Genomic DNA, 17,962 nt, shown 5'->3' with positions numbered 1-17,962 from the left:
ATCCTGGAGACCTCGCGCGCGAGCGTCAAGCCTAGCGATACTCAGTGAGCATCATATGTAACGGCGGCGACACCGTTGCGGACGCCTCGTTCGATGTGCCGAAGCGCGCCCGGAACGCCGCATAGCGCGAAAGCACGCGCGGCACGTAGGCCTGCGTTTGCGCGAATGGCGGAATGCCGCCATAGCGGCTCACATTCCCTTCGCCCGCGTTGTAGGCCGCCAATGCGTAGCGCAGGTTGCCCGAAAACTGTTGCAGCAACTGGCTCAAATAGAGTGCGCCTGCCGCCACGTTCTGCACCGGGTCGTTTGCATCCGAAACACCGAAGCGCAGTGCGGTGGCCGGCATCAATTGCATCAAACCGCGCGCGCCCGCAGGCGAAAGCGCACGATGGTCGAAGCCCGATTCGACGTCGATCACGGCAGCGACCAGCGCCGGATCGACGTTCGTCGCCTGCGATACCGCGCGGATCACCGGCTCCACCGTCGCGTAGTTGCAGTCCGCGCACGAAGCCGCGCGCGCGGGTGCCGCGAAGCGTGCAACGCGCGTTGGCGTCGTTGCGAGCCGTGTGCCGCTCAGCACGACGCCGCGCGCCTTCGCAAGCTCCTCCACAGGCGTGGGCGCAGGCGCGCTCTTTATGGAAGCGCGCACGGCACTTGCCTGCCCGCCGACGATATAGATCACGCCGCCCGCATGAGCGGGTGCGCCCAGGCACGCCAGCCCGAAGGCGAACCCAAGCCCTGCGACGGCGGCGTGCCCGCGCATCATGGCTTCACGAGTTCGACGCGACGGTTCTGCGCGCGCAGCACGTCGGTCGTATTCGGCACGAGCGGCTGCGTCGAACCATAGCCCTTCGCCGTGAGCGTGCCCGTCACACCGGCGCTCTTGAGGTACTGGGCGACCGATTCGGCCCGCGCTTGCGACAGCGTCATGTTGTGCGCGTCGCCGCCGCTCGAATCGGTGTGCCCCGCCACTTCGATCTTCCAGTCGGCGTGCTGCTTGAGCAGCGCGGCCATGCGATCGAGCACGGGCTTCGCATCGGCGCGCAGCGTGCTCTTGTCGAGGTCGAAGTTCACGCCGTAAAGCTGCACGTGCCCCGTCTGTTCGAGTTGCGAGGCCGTCGCGTCGCCCGCCTTGCCCGACGCATCGCAGGTGAGTTTGCTTGCGCCAATGCGCTCGCCCGCGCTTTCCTCCACGCCCGAAAACGTATGCGCGTCCGCCTTGAAGAGTGCCGAGAACACCTGCTTGCCGTCCGGGCTGAACACCATGATGCCGGGCGTGCTCGTATTCGACTGCTGCTCGTTGCGCGTGAGCCTGAGATAACCGCCCGCGTCGATGCCGCCTACGATCGTGCCGAGCACCTGCGCCACGCGCACCGGATCGCTGCCCTGCGATTCGAAGTAGCAGCCTTCCACCCCCGCGCCATGCTGCTCCAGCAACACGTAGCCGCTGGAGCCGAAGTTGAGCGGGAAGTGATAGAGGCCCGCCACTTGCCGGACCGACGCCGCCGCACCCGCCGTGCCATAGGCGGAAAAGCGGCTAAGGCCGATGCCATACGGCGCCTGGTCCGCCGACGACGACAAGGTCAACCGCAGGAAGCTCGCCTGCACGGGCTGCTGCAACGGTCCGCGCAGCACGACGCCGGGGCCCACGCTGTCCGCGCCGGGAAAATCGGCGTCATACGCCGTATTCCACGGGCCATTCGCGCTCGACGCCGTTTCGACCTTCACATGATGCGGCGTCACTTGCCGCTGCGGACTGCTCACGAACGCGAACGAGTCGATCCGCGCCTCGCCTGGCAGCGCGAGCACCAGTTCGTACTGGTTGCCGTTGACCTGAATGCCGGGCGAATCGGGCACGCCGTCAACGAGACGGAACCAGTCCGAGCCGCTCTTGCCCACTGCGAATGCGCCCTCGCTCAGACTCGCGACATCGACAGGCTCGACGCCGGTTGCAGAGGCGGCGCTGGCAGGCGCGGCCGTAATGGAAGGCGCGGGAGGCGCGGGAGGCGCCGAGGCCGCTGCGTCGACAGGTGCGGAGGCCGCCGTCTCGCTTGCCGTCGCTTCATGCTTGCGATGGCACCCCGCAACGAGCAGCACGCCGGCCGCCAGCAGCGTGAGTGCGATGGGTCGTCGATGTCGAAGAATCCTGCCTGACGGTTGGGTCAATTCACTGTACTCCTGATTGCTGCGCATGGGTAAGGATGTGGATTTCGTCCAGATTGGTGCGAATGCGCGCCTGTAGCGCATTGAGCTTCGCGCGGCTCGCGCCATTGCGTTTGGCGGCGTCGAAGTCGGCGAGCGCGTCCTTGAGATCGGCCTGCGCCTGCTCGCGCTGTCCGTTGACCAGACGATGCGCGCCATTGTCCGCCTGCTCGTTGGCGGTGCCGTCGGCGTTGAGCAGGTTCGCTCGCAGCCGGTGGTCGCCGCGCACGTCGTCCGCGAGCGCACCGGGGTCGCCGGACGACAGGGTCGCATTCATCGGAGCATGCCTGCGTGCAAGGCGCGATTGTGCGCTTCCGGCGACGCCCGGCGTATCGGCACTCACGGTGGCGTTCACCACGCCGCCCGAGGCCGACACGGGCGTGCTTGCGGGCTTCGCAGGCGCAAGCGAACGCGACGAGATGATCTCCACGCCGTCCTCATGCCGCACGGTGAGCCCCGTCAGCGGTGCGTCGCCGCTCTGTGCGCCCGCGTGGCCGCCCACGGCAAGCAAGGCCAGCAACAAGGCTTGCGTGATGGCTCGACTGCGCTTGTCCATCGCTCAGCCTCCGCGAAACGGCGACTGCATCCGCACGATCGCTTCGGACTCGATAGGAATACGAAAGCCGCCCGACGCCGACGAATAGGCATAGCAGCGATTCATATTGCCAGGCAGCCCCAGGCCGCCGCTATTGCCGGTCGAATAAATATTGCTGATGCCGTTCACCAGATAGAAGATCACACGATTGATAAACGGCACGTAGAGATCGTAGCAATACGTCACGCTGATTTTCAGCAGGTTCGCGTCCTGGATCGACAGACCCGAACTCGCGCCCGGTTGCGTGTTCCGGTACATCAGCGTGTCGTTGGGAATCTCGGTCACGCTCGTGCCCGCGTAATAGTTGGAGCGGCCAAAATCCGAGAGCGCCGCAGTTGTCGGGTTGATGACCGTAAGCGACGTAATGCCAGGATTGCGCGCTTCGACCGTCGCCGTGACCACCGCCATCTGCTGCGTGGCGAGACCGTTGGCATGCGCGAAAAGCGGCGCGATACCACGGCCGAACCCATTGAGCATCGCGGCTTTGCGGCCGTTTTCCACCGCCCCCGCGCGCGCCGCCTGGAGCGTTGCATAGTTCACCGTGCTCTTGGCCTGATACAGCAGCGCGAACTGGATCATGCCGAGGCAAAGCAGCAAAAGCACCGGCATCACGATGATGAACTCCGTGGCCGATTGTCCGCGCTGCTTGCGCGGTGCGCCCGCGCGCGAGCGGCCGGCGAATGGAGAACGTTGCGCCCGCATCATCACGCGCCCCCGGCTTCGATTTCGAGCTGCATGCCGGGCGTGAGACCGAGCGCCAGGCGGCGGCCTGCCTGGAGTTCCAGCACCGCCGCCGCGCGCCAGTGCGCGCACAGTCGCCGCGGCCCCACGTTGTCGCGCACGCTCACGATGCGGCGCGCGCGGTCCATGAAGACCACGTCGATCGGCGCGTGCATGAACCAGGTATGCACCGAATTGCACGGCTCGATCAGCAGCGCGTCGCGCTCCGCGATCGAGCGCCGGCCCATCCATCCCTTCAGGCGGTCGAACATGCCCGTGGTCACGTCGAGGTCGAGTGCGAGCGGCTTGCCCGCCGCGGCAATGCGCGCGGTCTTCACAACAGCCCCTCCTGCATGAACTTCATCACAATCGGAAAACCGAGCACGATGAACGTGACCGGAAAAATAAACACCACGAGCGGAAAGATGAGCTTCACCGGCGCTTCCATGGCCTGCTTCTCCGCGCGCTGGAAACGCTCCGTGCGGCGCTGCTCGGACTGGAAACGCAGCGTGGTCGCAATGCTGCCGCCCATGCGTTCGGACTGCACCACCGAGCTCACGAAGTTGGTCACCTCGCGAATCTGCAAGCGGTCGTCCATGCGGCGCAACGCATCGGCGCGCGGCAGGCCCGACTTCAGGTCGCGCAACACATGTTCGAACTCGCGCTTGAGCGGCCCGCCCGGGCCCTTGCTCACGGCCTGCGTGAGCGAGCCATTCAGATTCAGCCCCGCCTCCATGCTGAGCGTGAGAAAGTCGAGATACACGGGCAACTGTTTTTCCACCTGCTTGACCGTGCGCGCGCGAATATCGCGCAGCCACAAGCGCGGCAAGAGCGAGCCCAGCAAGGCCGCCGCGAGCGGAAACATCAGGCTGCTGCTGCCCAGCCAGCGCGCGACCAGCAACGCCATGATCAGCGCAATGGCCGCTGCCACGAGCGAGAGCGAAATGAACTGGCGCGCCGAAAGCAGATAGCTTCGGCCGGTCAATTGCAGTTGCAGTTCGACGCGTTTGACGATGCCCGGCGGATACAGACGCCCGAAATGAAAGTCGAGAAAGCGCACGAGCGGCCACAGCACGCGCAGCGGCGTGGAAAGCGGATCGAGAAACTCGCGGTCCTCACCGGGCACCCGCTTGCCGAGCATGGCGAGCGAACGCGCGATGAGACCGAGAAATACGATCAGGCCGAGAAAGAGGCCGAAGGCCAGTACGATGGATAGCGTCATTACACGTCGATGTTGGTTATCTTCTGAATGGCCTTGTAGCCAAGGAACTCCATCACCGCGATCACCGCCAGCGTGGCCCAGCCAATCGGCTTGTTGAAAAGCGGCTCCATGGCGGTCGGCTCCATATGGCTGAGCACCAGCATCAGAAAGACGGGCAGGAGCGTCATCACCCAGCCCTGCGCCTTGCCCTGCGCCGTGAGCGAGCGGATCTTGCCTTCCATCTGCTGCTTGTCGCGCAGCGTGCGCGCCACCGTCTCCAGCGTTTCCGCGAGATTGCCGCCCACTTCGCGCGAAATCGAAATGGCCGCCGTCGCCATCAGAAAGTCCTGCATCGGAATGCGCTTTTCCATGTGCGTGAGCGCATCGGCCATATCCACGCCCAGGCGGATCTCGCGAATCAGCAGCGCGAGTTCCTGAGAAATCGGCGGTCGCGATTCCTGCGCCGCGCTTTCGAGCGCCACGGGAAAGCTCGCGCCGGCCCGCAACGCGCTCGCCACCATCAGCAGCGCATCGGGCAACTGGCGGTCGATCTGCTGCAAGCGGCGGGTCTGAATGCGCCGCACGACGAAGCGCGGCGCGAGCAGGCTGGCCGGCACGGCGATCACCGTCATGACGATGCTTTGCGACACCACATAAACCGCGAGCGGAATCGCGACCACCGCGAGTGCGCTCATCGCCGCCACCTGCTGCGTGTTGATGAAGATGAACAGGTCGGCGAGGTTCGAGCCCACCTCGTCGCCCACGCGGGCCGTGCGGCGCACGAACCACGTCTTGCCCTGCGAGACGACACACCACATCACCACGGTCAGCAGCACGAACACCGTGCCCAACATCCATGCAGTACTCATCGGCAGACTCCGTTCACTCCTGGAAGATGGAGGTATCGACCTGGATGCCGCGACGGATCAGATCCTGGTAGAAGTCGGGGATATACCCCGTGGAATGGAACGTGCCCTGCACCTTGCCTTCGCTGTTGTAGCCGCTCTGGCGGAACACGAACACGTCCTGCATCTGCACCGTGCCCGACTCGATGCCGCTCACCTCGGTCACGTGCGTCACGCGGCGCGTGCCACACGAAAAGCGCGTTTGCTGCACGATCAGATCGACGGCCGACACCACCTGCTCGCGAATCGCATGGACGGGCAAGTCCAGACCGGCCATCAACGTCATCACTTCAAGACGCGAAAGGCAGTCGCGCGGCGAGTTGGCGTGCGCCGTCGTGAGCGAGCCGTCGTGGCCGGTGTTCATGGCCTGCAACATGTCGAGCGCTTCGCCGCCCCGGCATTCACCCACCACGATGCGGTCGGGGCGCATGCGCAACGTGTTTTTCACGAGATCGCGAATGTGCACCGCGCCCTTGCCTTCCATGTTGGCGGGCCGCGCCTCCAGCGAAACGAGGTTGCTTTGCGAAAGCTGGAGTTCGGCCGCGTCTTCCACGGTCACGATTCGTTCGTTATCCGGAATGAAATTCGACAGCACGTTGAGCAGTGTCGTCTTGCCCGAGCCCGTGCCGCCCGAAATGACGATATTGGCACGCCGCTCCACCGCGACGCGCAAAAACTCGATCATGTGCGGCGAAAGCGAGCCGAAGCGCACAAGGTCCTCGCCTTGCAGCTTGCGCTTCGAAAACTTCCGGATCGTGATGTTCGGCCCCTTGAGCGCGAGCGGCGGGATCACTGCGTTGACCCGCGAGCCGTCCCTCAGGCGCGCGTCGACCATCGGCGAGCTTTCGTCGATGCGCCGGCCAAGCGGCGCGACGATGCGCTCGATCGCGCCGAGCACCGCCTGATCGTCGGTGAAGATCGTGGAGGAGCGCGTGAGCTGGCCACCGCGTTCGATGAAGATTTCGTTGTAGCGGTTGACCATGATTTCCGTGATCGACTCGTCGGCGAGCAACGATTCGAGCGGGCCGAGGCCGATCACTTCATCGAAGATGCTTTTAAAAAGCGCCTCCGTGGGAATACCGGGCCGCGCGAAGGTCGGATCCGACGAAAGCACCGTGCGCAACAGACCGCCCACAGTCGTGGAAAGCTCCTCTTCGCTCATGCGCGCGACATTCAGGCGCCGCAGGTCGATTGCCGCGATCAGCCGCGCGTGACCGCTCTTGCGCAACTCGATCCCTTCGGGGGTGTTGAGCCACTGAAGTTCCTGTGCGTCCTCGGGCGCGGCGCGCATCGCGCCGGACACAGGCGAAGCCGTCGTGCTCACGGCAGGCTGCGGCGCACGCATGACGGGCGGCGGCGCCGGGCGCTCGCGCGGCATCGCCACGACGCCCTTGGGCATCGCACCGGCCATGGCGAGCCCATCCGTGCCCGTGCGCAGCAATTGCGCCGATTCGACGGACGTGGCGGAATTGGCCTCGATGGTTTCGCGCGCAACGTTTTGTGCCTGAACCGCGGGCACGGCCGCCGTATTCATCGACTCGCCCGCGGCCCTGGCATCGCTCACGCCTTCGCGCGCGGCACCGGCCTCCACCAGATGCAGCGCCTGCGACGCGCCTTGCTCGCCACGCGCGACGGCAATGCGAAACGAGGCGATCTCGATCGAGTCCGCGCCAGTGAGCGGACCATACGACGTGATCGGCGCGCCGTTCACGAGCGTCGAGGCAAGGCCGCCCTTGTCCTCGATATACCAATGCCCGTTACGCGGTTCGATGATGGCCTGCACCCGGCCGATCAACAGTCCCTTGAGCACGATGTCACAGGCCGGGTCTTTCCCGAGCGTCGCGCGCTTCGTCAAGGCATGCGTCTGCGCCCGGCCGTCACGGCCCGTGATCGATACCTGCAATTGCTGATCGTCTTCCATCGCTCACCGCCTTTCGCGTCAATGTCCGTACATCGCCCGATTGGTCTCGTCCGGAGCGGGCAAGACCGCGCTGCGGCGCGCGCGCTTCTCCTCTTCCTCGCGCAAAGCCTGCTCGCGCCGCGCGTTGGCGTCCGGCAGCGGGCTCGGGTTGCCGTATTCGCTGCGGTAATCGGCCTGAATATCGGAGCCGTTCGTCGTGAGTTCGGTCATCTTCTCGCTGTCCGCGTCGACGATATACGGCGTCACGAGCACGATGAGATCGCTCTTGTTGTTGCGGAAGTCGGTGGACTTGAACAGGTGCCCGAGCACGGGCAGGTCGCCCAGCAACGGCATCTTGTCGATGGCCGTCGACGCGTCAGCGTTGATGAGCCCGGCCAGCGCCAGCGTTTCGCCCGGCCTCACCGAAAGCTGCGACGTGGTGCGCCGCGTGATGAACGCCGGATAACCCTGCACCTGCACGGTGGGATCGATCTGGCTGATTTCCGTGAGCAGGTCCGTGGAAATAATGTTGTGCGCGTCCACCGTGGGCGCGATCTCCAGACGGATGCCATACTCCTTGTAGATCACGTCCTGCGCGCCGAAGCCCGCCGAAACAGGAATCGGCACTTCGCCGCCCGAGAGGAACGTGGCCTTGCCGCCGCTGCGCGAGTTCAATTCCGGCGAAGCGAGAATGTACGCGTCGCCGTCGTCAACGAGCAGATTGATCTTCGAGAAGATCGACGTCGCGATACCGAGGAAAGCTCCGCTCGCCGCGCCCCCCGCCATGCTCGGCGCGTTGTCGAACACGGCCGTGCCGGTGTCGGGAAACGGCTTGTAGCGGCCCGTGCGGATCGCATTGCCCGCGACCGACGCCTGCGGGCCGTTGATCTGCTGGTCCCACGCAATGCCGAGATTACGCTCGGCCGTTTTCGAAATTTCCAGAATGTCCATCTTGAAGTGAACCGTCTTCTTGAGCGACGCGCCGTCGTCGGGCTCGATCAGGTTCACGACATCGGGCAAGCCCGCAAGCGCGGCCTTCACGAGATCCTTTTGCTCCGGGTGCACCTTGCCGCGCACCACGAAACGATTGCCGTCGGCGTCGATGCGCAGGTCCTCGACGAAGCCGAGCGAATGCTGCAAGCGCGACAGCGTAGTGGCGCGATCCTGCTCGGACACGGAGATCTTGGTGCGCAGCGCTATGCCCGATTCGTTCCAGACCACGAGCGATGTATCGCCTGATTGTTGCGCGAGCAACAGCAATTGATGATCGACCACCGAGGCGTTCACCACGTCGCCGTTGCCCACGGCCACGCGCTTGACGCGGCCAGGCACCGGAATCACCTTGACCTCGCCCTTGTACAGATAGAGCGTGGACGGCGTGCCCTGCGCGTACTCCACCACCGCGTCGTCCGCGTCCGGCGCGGCGGCTGCGGGCCGATACTTCACACGGCGCATGGTAGCCGGGGGCAACGCGGGCGCGGGCGGCCTGGCAGCTTCGGGCGCAACATCGCTTTGCGCGGCTTGCGGCGCCGACACCGCAGAGGCGGGCACGGCCGACGCGGGGCTTGCCACGGCGGCCGAAGCGAACACCGGCCCGGACGCCACGGCTTCCCCCTCGGCATGCCCGTGAATGGACGGCACGACGAGGCTCATGGCGCAAAAGAGGCGCATTCCCCGGGCGATATGCCTCGTTCCGCGTTTTCGTTCGATCGTCATGGCTGTTTCACTTCTTCTGACTTCTTTTGATTGGAATGGAGGACCGCGCGCCCGGCCGGCGCGCGGATCACTTCGCGCGGCCGGTTCCGCTCACGGCGTCCTGAATCTGTTGCATCGCGCGCTGCTGGGCGTCGGTGAGCGCCGCCATGCGCTGCTGGACGTCGGCGACATTGCGGGCCGCCGCCGGTTCGCCAGGCAGCGTCTTTGCGTCGAGCGCGGGCCGCGTCGAGACGTTGCTGTCGCCCTTGCCGCCCACGATGTACTGAATGCCGCCGTTGTCGTCGTCGCCAAAGAGCGCGGCCTGCTGGACGGCGACCGGCGGCGTCGCCGCCTTGTCCGCGCGATTGCGCAATACCGCGCGCAGCGTGCCCACCTTTTGCGCGAGCGCGATCCGGGCGGCCTGCTCGGGGTTCACCTGGAGCGTCACGCTGTCGTAGCCCGAGCGCTGCTGGCCATCGTCCTGGCGCGACATCGCTTCGCCATAGTCGCGCGGGCGCGTGTCGCGGCCCGTGGCGATGACCGTGAGATCCGAGAGCAGGAGGTGCGCCGACTGGCCCGGATCGCCCGAGCCCGAATGGCTCGTGGACGGCGCAACGAGAAACAGGTCGATGCGGTTGCCCGGCTGAAGCATGTTGTCCGCCGAATTCGTGGCGTCGATATCGATCGTCAGCGCGCGCATGCCGGGCTTGAGCATGTCGCTGAAATCGCGCACGTTGTACGCCGAAACATCGGCCCGGCGTACGGGCGTGCCGCGCTTCACGGGGCGCACGAGCGTGAGGCCCGACATCGAGTCGAAGTCTTTCGCACGCACGGTGTCGTCGTAGACGAAATCGGCGGGCACTTCGCGCGCCGCGAAGTTTTCGGACGTGAGCGGCGCGCCGGGTTTGAGATCCGCGACCGGCACGACCACGGCGACCTGGTTCTGCGTCTGCATGGATTCCATGAGCGATTCGCGCATGGCGGCCTCACGTCCCGACATGTAGCGGAACATCCACCACGTGAGCAAGCCGGCCGCTACCACGGCTACGCCGAGCAGAACCCACGGGTTATTGATGAGCGTGCGAGTTTTAATTCTTTTCAACATCATGATGAGCCACGTTTGACTGGTTCAGGGCATGGACAACGCGTACGAGTACGCGGAATAGAACGACTTGAATGCCGCGAGCAATTGCGCCATGACCGAGTGGTCGCCGCCGATCAGCGCGACGACGATAAGCAGTACGATCAACACGTATTCGACATACGCCTGACCGGCCTCGCGGGCGCGCGGCGCGCGGCGTCGAACCCCACGGCCTTTGCCCGCCTTATTCGTAAGAGACATTGATCACCACCGAAGTCGAGCCTCGCGCCTGCGTGAACGCGGCGTCAAGGCGATAAGCGTCCTTTTGCATGGCGAGCGCATACCCAAACGGCGCACTGCCCGCACTGCCCACCGCCGCGCCGCCCGCGATGGCATGCCAGCCGGCGCGCTTGAGCAACTGCGCGTAATCCGCGCTCGCCTGCGCGAGCGACGGTTCAGGCAAGGACATCTGCACGGTGCGCGCGAGCTTTCCGCCGTCGCTGCTCGTCATGTCCAGCAGGATCTGCCCCGAGGGCAACGGGTAGTTCGCGGGCCGCAGCATCCGCGGCAGCGCCGCCGCCTCGCCCAGGCGCATCGCGCTATAGAGGCCGCGTACCGGCGCGGACTGGCCCAGCGGCAATTGCAGTGTGTAACTGCATTGCGCCGATAGCGCGCTCACCAGCAGCATCGACTTGTCCTGCATGCGGTGCGTGGCCACGCCGCGCCGCTGCCAGTATTGCGTGAAGGCGCCGGCCACCTGGTTCGACGTGAGGTTGAAGGTGATGAGCGCCGCCTGCGTGGGCGTGCCGTTGACCACCATGTCGTGGCCGATCCATTCGACCTTCTGTCCGGCCACCGGCATCTCGCCGCACGTGTCATCCGCCCTGGCGTGTGCCGCCGCGCCGGCCAGCACGCACGCGAAGATCGCTTTGACCATGTGCATCACCGGCTCCCCAGGCGGTCTTTCGGCACCACGTCCGGTTCGATGCGCCCGAGATCCAGATGGGTGATGTCGATGCCGAGCGGCGCGAGCACGTCGAGCCCGTAAGCGAGCACGGAGCCCTTCGCCGTTGGCACGGCGTTGGCGATCATCGCCTTCGCCTTGTCGCTGCCGTCCGGCGTCCACGTATTGGTTAGCACTGCGTTGTGATCCGCGAACGTCACACCTTGCCACGAGGGCCAAAGCTTTGAGAGCGTCGGGCTGTTGTAGCCCAGATGCAGTGAAACGTTTGCGCGCTGCTGGTTGTTGACCGGCAGATCGAAGCCCGCGCCGATACCGCTCACGAACCCGAGCGCGTTGAGCGCCTTGTCGGCGGCCGTGCCCGTGCTCCCGCTAGATGAACTCACCTGCAAGTCGTTGTAGCGTTGCAGCATGTCCTTGCCCGCCACGTCGCGCCACAACGGCTCGGGCGCCGACGCGAGCGCGTTGGCCGAGCCGTCGTTCGACGTGAGGCTCGTGTCGTGGCCAAGCACGCGCTGCGCGATCTCGCTGCGGATCTGCGCGTCGCTCTTGGTAATCGCGTTGCCATACGTGGGCGCCCAGCTCGCGTCGTCGAAATAGACGGTGCGCTCCCACGCGGCGTAGCGCGACGCCGACAGCGTGCGGTCGCGCGCGTCGCTCAGATGGCCGAGCATATGCAGCGCGAGAAACGCGATGATGAGCGCACTGCCCGCCACCACGAGCACTTCGACCATCGCCTGACCACGCGCAGCGCTGCGGCTGCGCGAACGCGAGGCGTACATGTTGCGATGCGCTCTCATGGCGCCCCCGCCGATTGCGCGACGTCCGCCGCTTCGATTGCCGCGAGATTGGTGTCCACGAGCGACGATTGCCAGTAAGGGTTGAACAAGCTCGGGTATTCCCATTTGTTGTCGCTGCGCCGCCAGTGCGCGAGATTCATCAACGCGCCTGCCGCGCTGCCTGAGGCGTCGGCGGGGCGAATGAAGTACGCGCTCGCGCTGGAAACGGCACGCATCTGGTTGTTCGCGGTGCCGTCCGCAACCTGCAAGCGGCCACTCGCAATGCGAAGCTGGTCCGTGGTGGACACCGTGGACGACGCGCGCTGCACTTCCACCGTGATGGCCGGTGCGCGGTTGAAGTCCGCGCCGTCCGTGGGCGTCTTGAGCGACGCCAGCTCGCGGTAAGGTTGCAGCCCTGCTTCGCTCGACGAGAGCGAGCTGCCCGGTCCCTTGTAATACTGCTCGCGCGCGGCGATGCCCGTGAGCGCGCTGGTGAGCGAGCCGCCGAAGTTATTGAAGCCGCCATATCCGCGCTTGCCGGAATACGAACTACCGGGCCCGGTTGCCGCGCCGCCCGACCCCGCGGCGTCGATGATCGGGCCGCCTACCGCGCCGATCTCGAAGTAGCAGAGCCAGCCGCCGTTCACGTCGGTCGCGTCGAGACTCTCCCAGCCGCGCTTGTCCTGCCGAAGCTGCGTGCCGCCCAGGTGATTGTTGTCCGCCGCGATAAAGCTGGCGCCGGGGCACCATTCGATGATGCTGGCCACGAACGGATCGCGAATGTTCGCGCCGCGCTGTTGCACGAACTGATCGAGCGTCGTCTTGTCGGTCACGACGTCGGCGAAGCGGTCCTTGCCGGTCGTACCGGCGGGCGTGTTGGACTGCGAGAAGTTCAGCGTCGAGAGCAACGCGGGCGCGCCGCGCGTGGCGAAATACGTCTTGGTGACGTGCGAGTTCGGCTCATTCGCCTGCGCGACTTCCTCCGCCACCACCGGAATTTGCAGGATGATCAGATCGTGATAAGCCGCCTGCTCGAGGCTCAGGATCTTGTCCAGCCCGTCGAGCGCGACGGACGCGAGGCGCGTGCCGGTGTCGAGCGCGCTCTTCGCGACGTTGAGCACCGTGGAGCCCGTTTCTTTCGGCATGATCCACGGCTCGGAAAGCACGGCCGAGGACTCGATGAATTCATCGAACCAGTGCGAGTTCGAATAGGTGCCAGCGAGTTCGTCGACGTACGACTTGATGCTGACCATTTGCGCGACCGCCACCTGGTTGGCGATCATCGCGCGATTCGTATAGGCCGCGAAATTGAGGTCGCGCGCCTGTAGTACGCCAACGCTGTACGCCGCCGAATCCGCCGTATCCTGCTCCTTGGTTTTCGCGTGAGCCAGTTGGGCTGCGTTGAACGCCAGATACAACGCGGCCGCGCCGACCACGAGGAAAACCAGGGCGAACGGCAGCGCCTGCCCACGCTGCCTGCGTCGACCGCAATGCCGTTCGGAATGGAGTTTCATCGCTGTGCCGCACTCTAACGGATTAGTGACGGCTTAGTGGTTGCCGTTGTTATACGTGCTCAACGTCTTGTTCTGATTCGCCTTCGAGCTCGCATTGCCCGCCGACGTGTCGGCGTTCTTGATGGCGTTTGCCGAATTCGAATCGCCGGCCATTTCGAGTGCGAGGCCAGCCGTCTGGTTGCGGATGGTCTGGCCGAACGCTGCGTACACCCCAATGGCGGCGACCGCGATCAGCGCGACGATGATGATGTACTCGGTCATGCCCTGACCGCGTTGGCGGCTGCGGCGGCCAGGAAGTTGACCTGCGGGCTTAACTGCGCGACTGGTTTTAATCATGATGTGCTCCTACCGTTGGTTGACAGATGACTTTTTCGTTAAAACCGCCGTCACCCTGAGTCATTGCTTTATGCTTTAAATAGAGCCCTTCATCTAATTCGCTTAGTAGTGCAATTTAAAAAGGCAATATTTTCCCCTGCCCATAATCAAGGCATTGAAATTACCGGGTCGCGAGACAAACAGGACTACGTGATAGCGGGGCCGCGTTCAGAGCGGGAATTATTACCGCTCTACCTGGCTCCGGCGCGCAGATCATGCAACTATTTCTTGCATGGAGTGCAACGATCGAAATCGTCGTAAGAATAACGAGAGCGATTGGCCCCGGTCAACGGAATAATTTGTAACAAATGTTAATGATCAGACGAATTTTTGCATTACGGGATGAATGTTAAATACGCCATCAATATCAAGGTAATTGAAAGGTTTGGCGGAACGGGAAATTATTTAAAGCGGAATTATTTTTTTTATTTCACTGCCGTTTAACGCGACCTTGAATGTGCAATGCGCGCTTTGAAATTCGTGACAGTTCGACTCGCAAGCGCATCACGCACTATTTTTTGGTGTGCCGCTATTGCGCGGTGATGCTGAGTCCTGTCGCTTCCTTGATCGACAAGGAAAAGCGCGGCGCGGCAGTGGTTGCCGCGCAAGTGCGAGCGCCGTCGAACGCGGCGCTCGCTGTGCTCACAATCGTCAAATGCCGCGCTGGAGCGCGGCAATCGACTGCCACATCGCCACGGGATTCGAATACATCGGGAAATGTCCGCAGTTCGCGATCTCGGCCAGAACGACGCCCTGCTCGCCAATCGCGTCGAGGTACGAAAGCGATGCGTTTTGCTCGCCGTACATGAACATGCGCGGAAACGGCAAGCCGAGGAATTTATCCATCAGATCGCCGTGATCGGAAAGCGCGACCATCGAGCGGAAAATCGGCCCCACCGCTTCGGCCCTCACCTTGTGACGCAAACTCGCCGCATAAAGCGCGCTCGCGTAGGCGGGCGCGTGCCGCGTGCGTTCGATGAAGTCGCTGAAGAAGCGCTCCGCATTCTCCCGCGGATAATCAGCGATCTGTCTGCTGAGAAAACAATCCTCGGGTGCGATATTGCCTTCGATATCGACGAAGCTGAGAACCCGCTCGCGACACCGGTGCGCCAGCATCAACGCCGTCAACCCGCCCATGGAATGCCCCACCAGATGAAAGCGTTCGAACCGCACGCGTTCAAGCACGGCGAGCGCCGTTTCCACCAGAAACGCGATATCGATCTTCGCGAGATTCGCACAGCGCGTTTCACCACAGCCCGGCGCGTCATAGGCGACGAACGGATGGCCATCGAATTCAGCATGCCGAACGATATCGGCATAGTCCTCTTTCGTTGAACCGAAGCCGTGGAGAAACACAATGGGCGCTTTATCGCCTTCACGATGAATGGCCGAAATCTCGAGCGCCGTGCCCGCGACGGCGAATGCAAACGTCGACCCGCTAAATTCCGGTTGTGTCATGTCGCTCACTCACGCCTTCAGTACCTGGCAAAAGTTCTGGATCGCGGCGCACGCTTGCAACAGCGAGGCATCGTCCAGCGCATACGCTATACGAATATAGGGCCCCAGGCCAAACGCGCTGCCATGCACGGTCGCCACACCGGCTTCGTCGAGCAACGCGTTCACCACGGCTTCGTCGTCGCCGAGATGCGTCCCCGCCTTCGTCGTCTTGCCAATGAGGCCCGCACACGACGCGAATGCATAAAACGCGCCCTGCGGCGCTTCGCAGCGCAGGCCCGGCGCAGCATTGAGCTGCTCGACGACAAGGTCGCGCCGACGCTGAAACTGCTCACGCGAGCGCGCGATGAAATCCTGCGGTCCCGTGAGCGCGGCGAGCGCGGCATGCTGCGAGATGGTCGATGCGCCCGACGTCTGCTGCCCCTGGAGCTTCTCCATGGCGTCGATCAACCAGCGCGGGCCCGTGCCAAAGCCGATGCGCCAGCCCGTCATCGCATACGCCTTCGAAACGCCGTTCATCGTGAGCACGCGTTCGCGCAGTCGCGGCTCCACCTGGGCGAGCGTCGAGAATTCCAGTCCATCGAAGATCAGGTGCTCGTAGATATCGTCGGACAACACCAGCACCTGTGGATGCGCGAGCAGCACTTGCGCCAGTTCGCGCAGTTCGGCGCGGCTATAGACGGTGCCGGTCGGATTGGACGGCGAATTCAGAATGAGCCAGCGCGTGCGCGGCGTAATCGCGGCCTGAAGCGCGTTGGCGGTCAGCTTGAAGCCGCTCTCGACGCCGCACGGCACGATCACCGATTTTCCGCCGCACAACTGCACGATCTCGGGGTAGCTCACCCAATACGGGGCCGGCACGATGACTTCGTCGCCCTCGTTGAGGGTCGCGGCCAGCGCGTTGAAAATCACCTGCTTGCCGCCGTTGCAGACGAGCGTATCGCGCCAGTCCACGTCCAGGCCGTTCTCGCGCTGAAACTTCGCGGCGATGGCTTCGCGCAGGGCGCGCAGCCCCGCTACCTGCGTGTAGCGCGTATGACCGCCGCGAATGGCGGCGATGGCGGCGTCGCATATGTGCGCGGGCGTGTCGAAATCCGGCTCGCCCGCGCTCAGCGAAATCACGGCAGCGCCGCTCGCGCGCCGTGCGGCCACTCGATCCATCACCTTGTAAGTGGCCGAAGGCTTTGCGGCAGCGAGGAAGCGGTTGAGTGCATACCCGGTTGCGCTCATCGTGCCTGCCTCCACTGCGCAAGGCCAAGCAGGTCTATCGTCGTCTTGCCTTCGCGAAGCTGTTCCATGATCGCGGCCTCCTTGTCCGCCCTCGCCTGCCCCTTCGCAAGCGTCGCCTCGACATGGGCGGCGGGCAGAACGAGCACGCCGTCGTCGTCGGCCACGAGCAGGTCGCCCGGTGCAACCGGCGTACCCGTGAAGTTGATGGGCCGCCCCACCGAGGGCGCGCTGGCCTTGATCGTGCCGCGCATCGAAACCCCGCGCGTGAACACCGGAAAGCGGCGCGCCTTGAGCGCCGCAATGTCGCGCACGCCGCCATCGATGACCAGTCCGGCCACGCCCGCGGCCTCGGCGGCCACGGTCAGCACTTCGCCCCAATAGCCCGCGACGAAACCGCCTGTCGCCACCACGAGTATGCTGCCGCGCGGCGCCTGCTCCATGGCGATATGAATGGAGAGATTGTCGCCAGGCGAGCATTCGAGCGGATAGGCCGGGCCGGCGACGCTGGCGCCCGCCCAGACGGGACGAATGTCGGGATCAACCGAACTGGTTTGCAGTCCGCAGGATTCGAACAACGTGGAAGTACCGAGCTTGCGCGCCTGCTCCAGCCAGGCCGCGTCATAAGTGTTCATCGTTTCCATTAGCGCTTCCTTTGCAGCGTGTGGTAGCCGAGCACGGCGCGCGCCTCGCCCAGCGTCTTGCCCTGCGCGAGCAGTTCGCGAATGCGCGATTCGCTTTGTTCGATTTCGCGCGCCGTTTGCGCCACTTCGCGGGCACGCTCGCGCGGCACGATGACGACGCCGTTCGCGTCCGCCACCACGATATCGCCTGCCGCGACGCGCACCGTGCCGACTCCCACCGTGGCGTTCACCGCCTCGACCTGCACGCGGTCCTTGCCGGTGCGCATGAAGCGCCCCGCCGTGAAGAGCGGATAGCCGTCGCCCAGCGCCTTGTTCACGTCGCGGCAAACGCCGTCGATCACCGTGCCCGCTATGCCGCGCAACCCCGCGTATTGGGTCATGATGTCGCCCCAGACCGTGCAGTCGGTCCGACCGGCGTTGTCGATCACGATGACGTCGCCTTCGGCCACGTCATCGATGAAGTCGCCCACGGTGCCGGGCGGCACGCTGGCCGGTGCATAGCGCACGGTGAATGCGGGGCCGACCACGACCTTCGTGTAATCGGCCAGCGCCATGACACCCAGGACCTGACCGTGCAGGCCGAGCTTGTCCATGGCGTCCGACACGCCGGGCGTGTCGAGGCCTGCGAAGCACGCGACCAACGCCTGATCGTCCGCGCTGATCTTTCGGGGATTCGTCATATAAAGAACTCCTTATTGAAATGCGCCG

19 protein-coding genes are annotated in these 17,962 nt (G+C 64.5%); all 19 read right to left on the bottom strand.

Going from position 1 to position 17,962, the window contains the following annotated elements; genetic code table 11:
• Positions 1-31 precede the first annotated feature (31 nt).
• On the bottom strand, positions 32-766 hold the full coding sequence (locus C7402_RS47990; protein ID WP_165841880.1) for a lytic transglycosylase domain-containing protein: 735 nt from the start codon (positions 764-766) through the stop codon (positions 32-34).
• The gene (locus C7402_RS13080; RefSeq protein WP_165841879.1) at positions 763-2,166 is read right to left on the bottom strand and encodes an OmpA family protein; all 1,404 of its coding nucleotides are present in this window, start codon (positions 2,164-2,166) and stop codon (positions 763-765) included. The genes C7402_RS47990 and C7402_RS13080 overlap by 4 nt, the downstream gene beginning before the upstream one ends.
• Position 2,167: 1 nt before the next feature.
• A complete protein-coding gene (locus C7402_RS46920; RefSeq protein ID WP_165841878.1) occupies positions 2,168-2,758 on the bottom strand; it encodes a hypothetical protein in 591 nt (196 codons plus the stop codon).
• Positions 2,759-2,761: 3 nt separating this feature from the next.
• Positions 2,762-3,499 carry a TadE/TadG family type IV pilus assembly protein gene (locus C7402_RS13075; protein ID WP_116611064.1) on the bottom strand — a complete coding sequence of 246 codons (738 nt, stop codon included), beginning with the start codon at positions 3,497-3,499 and terminating at the stop codon, positions 2,762-2,764.
• Between the two features lie 2 nt (positions 3,500-3,501).
• Positions 3,502-3,855, bottom strand: coding sequence for a DUF192 domain-containing protein (locus C7402_RS13070; protein ID WP_112173123.1), 354 nt, complete (start codon positions 3,853-3,855; stop codon positions 3,502-3,504).
• Complete coding sequence (locus tag C7402_RS13065; protein WP_116610973.1) at positions 3,852-4,739, bottom strand: type II secretion system F family protein; 888 nt, start codon at positions 4,737-4,739, stop codon at positions 3,852-3,854. The genes C7402_RS13070 and C7402_RS13065 overlap by 4 nt, the downstream gene beginning before the upstream one ends.
• Positions 4,739-5,587, bottom strand: coding sequence for a type II secretion system F family protein (locus tag C7402_RS13060; RefSeq protein WP_116610972.1), 849 nt, complete (start codon positions 5,585-5,587; stop codon positions 4,739-4,741). The genes C7402_RS13065 and C7402_RS13060 overlap by 1 nt, the downstream gene beginning before the upstream one ends.
• Positions 5,588-5,600: 13 nt before the next feature.
• The gene (locus tag C7402_RS13055; RefSeq protein WP_116610971.1) at positions 5,601-7,544 is read right to left on the bottom strand and encodes a TadA family conjugal transfer-associated ATPase; all 1,944 of its coding nucleotides are present in this window, start codon (positions 7,542-7,544) and stop codon (positions 5,601-5,603) included.
• Between the two features lie 18 nt (positions 7,545-7,562).
• A complete protein-coding gene (locus tag C7402_RS13050) occupies positions 7,563-9,239 on the bottom strand; it encodes a type II and III secretion system protein family protein (RefSeq protein WP_116610970.1) in 1,677 nt (558 codons plus the stop codon).
• 67 nt (positions 9,240-9,306) lie between these two features.
• Positions 9,307-10,323 carry a Flp pilus assembly protein CpaB gene (gene cpaB / locus C7402_RS13045; protein ID WP_116611063.1) on the bottom strand — a complete coding sequence of 339 codons (1,017 nt, stop codon included), beginning with the start codon at positions 10,321-10,323 and terminating at the stop codon, positions 9,307-9,309.
• A 24-nt stretch (positions 10,324-10,347) separates the two neighbouring features.
• Positions 10,348-10,560, bottom strand: a complete 213-nt coding sequence (locus C7402_RS13040) for a hypothetical protein (protein WP_112173118.1) — start codon at positions 10,558-10,560, stop codon at positions 10,348-10,350.
• Positions 10,544-11,236, bottom strand: a complete 693-nt coding sequence (locus C7402_RS13035; RefSeq protein ID WP_133254481.1) for a hypothetical protein — start codon at positions 11,234-11,236, stop codon at positions 10,544-10,546. The genes C7402_RS13040 and C7402_RS13035 overlap by 17 nt, the downstream gene beginning before the upstream one ends.
• A 5-nt stretch (positions 11,237-11,241) precedes the next feature.
• The gene (locus tag C7402_RS13030; protein WP_116610968.1) at positions 11,242-12,060 is read right to left on the bottom strand and encodes a hypothetical protein; all 819 of its coding nucleotides are present in this window, start codon (positions 12,058-12,060) and stop codon (positions 11,242-11,244) included.
• The gene (locus C7402_RS13025) at positions 12,057-13,553 is read right to left on the bottom strand and encodes a TadE/TadG family type IV pilus assembly protein (protein WP_116610967.1); all 1,497 of its coding nucleotides are present in this window, start codon (positions 13,551-13,553) and stop codon (positions 12,057-12,059) included. The genes C7402_RS13030 and C7402_RS13025 overlap by 4 nt, the downstream gene beginning before the upstream one ends.
• 33 nt (positions 13,554-13,586) lie before the next feature.
• The gene (locus C7402_RS13020) at positions 13,587-13,889 is read right to left on the bottom strand and encodes a Flp family type IVb pilin (RefSeq protein ID WP_112173114.1); all 303 of its coding nucleotides are present in this window, start codon (positions 13,887-13,889) and stop codon (positions 13,587-13,589) included.
• 690 nt (positions 13,890-14,579) lie between these two features.
• Positions 14,580-15,386, bottom strand: coding sequence for an alpha/beta fold hydrolase (locus C7402_RS13015; protein WP_116611062.1), 807 nt, complete (start codon positions 15,384-15,386; stop codon positions 14,580-14,582).
• Positions 15,387-15,395: 9 nt separating this feature from the next.
• Complete coding sequence (locus C7402_RS13010) at positions 15,396-16,613, bottom strand: pyridoxal phosphate-dependent aminotransferase (RefSeq protein WP_116610966.1); 1,218 nt, start codon at positions 16,611-16,613, stop codon at positions 15,396-15,398.
• Positions 16,610-17,254 (bottom strand): RraA family protein, encoded by a 645-nt coding sequence (locus C7402_RS13005; RefSeq protein WP_116610965.1) that lies wholly within the window; start codon positions 17,252-17,254, stop codon positions 16,610-16,612. The genes C7402_RS13010 and C7402_RS13005 overlap by 4 nt, the downstream gene beginning before the upstream one ends.
• Positions 17,254-17,934, bottom strand: coding sequence for an RraA family protein (locus C7402_RS13000; RefSeq protein ID WP_116610964.1), 681 nt, complete (start codon positions 17,932-17,934; stop codon positions 17,254-17,256). The genes C7402_RS13005 and C7402_RS13000 overlap by 1 nt, the downstream gene beginning before the upstream one ends.
• Positions 17,935-17,962: the final 28 nt, after the last annotated feature.

It is taken from the genome of Paraburkholderia unamae (genome assembly GCF_003096875.1).
Taxonomy (GTDB): Bacteria; Pseudomonadota; Gammaproteobacteria; order Burkholderiales; family Burkholderiaceae; genus Paraburkholderia; species Paraburkholderia unamae.
This window is presented reverse-complemented; position numbering and strand designations above follow the sequence as displayed.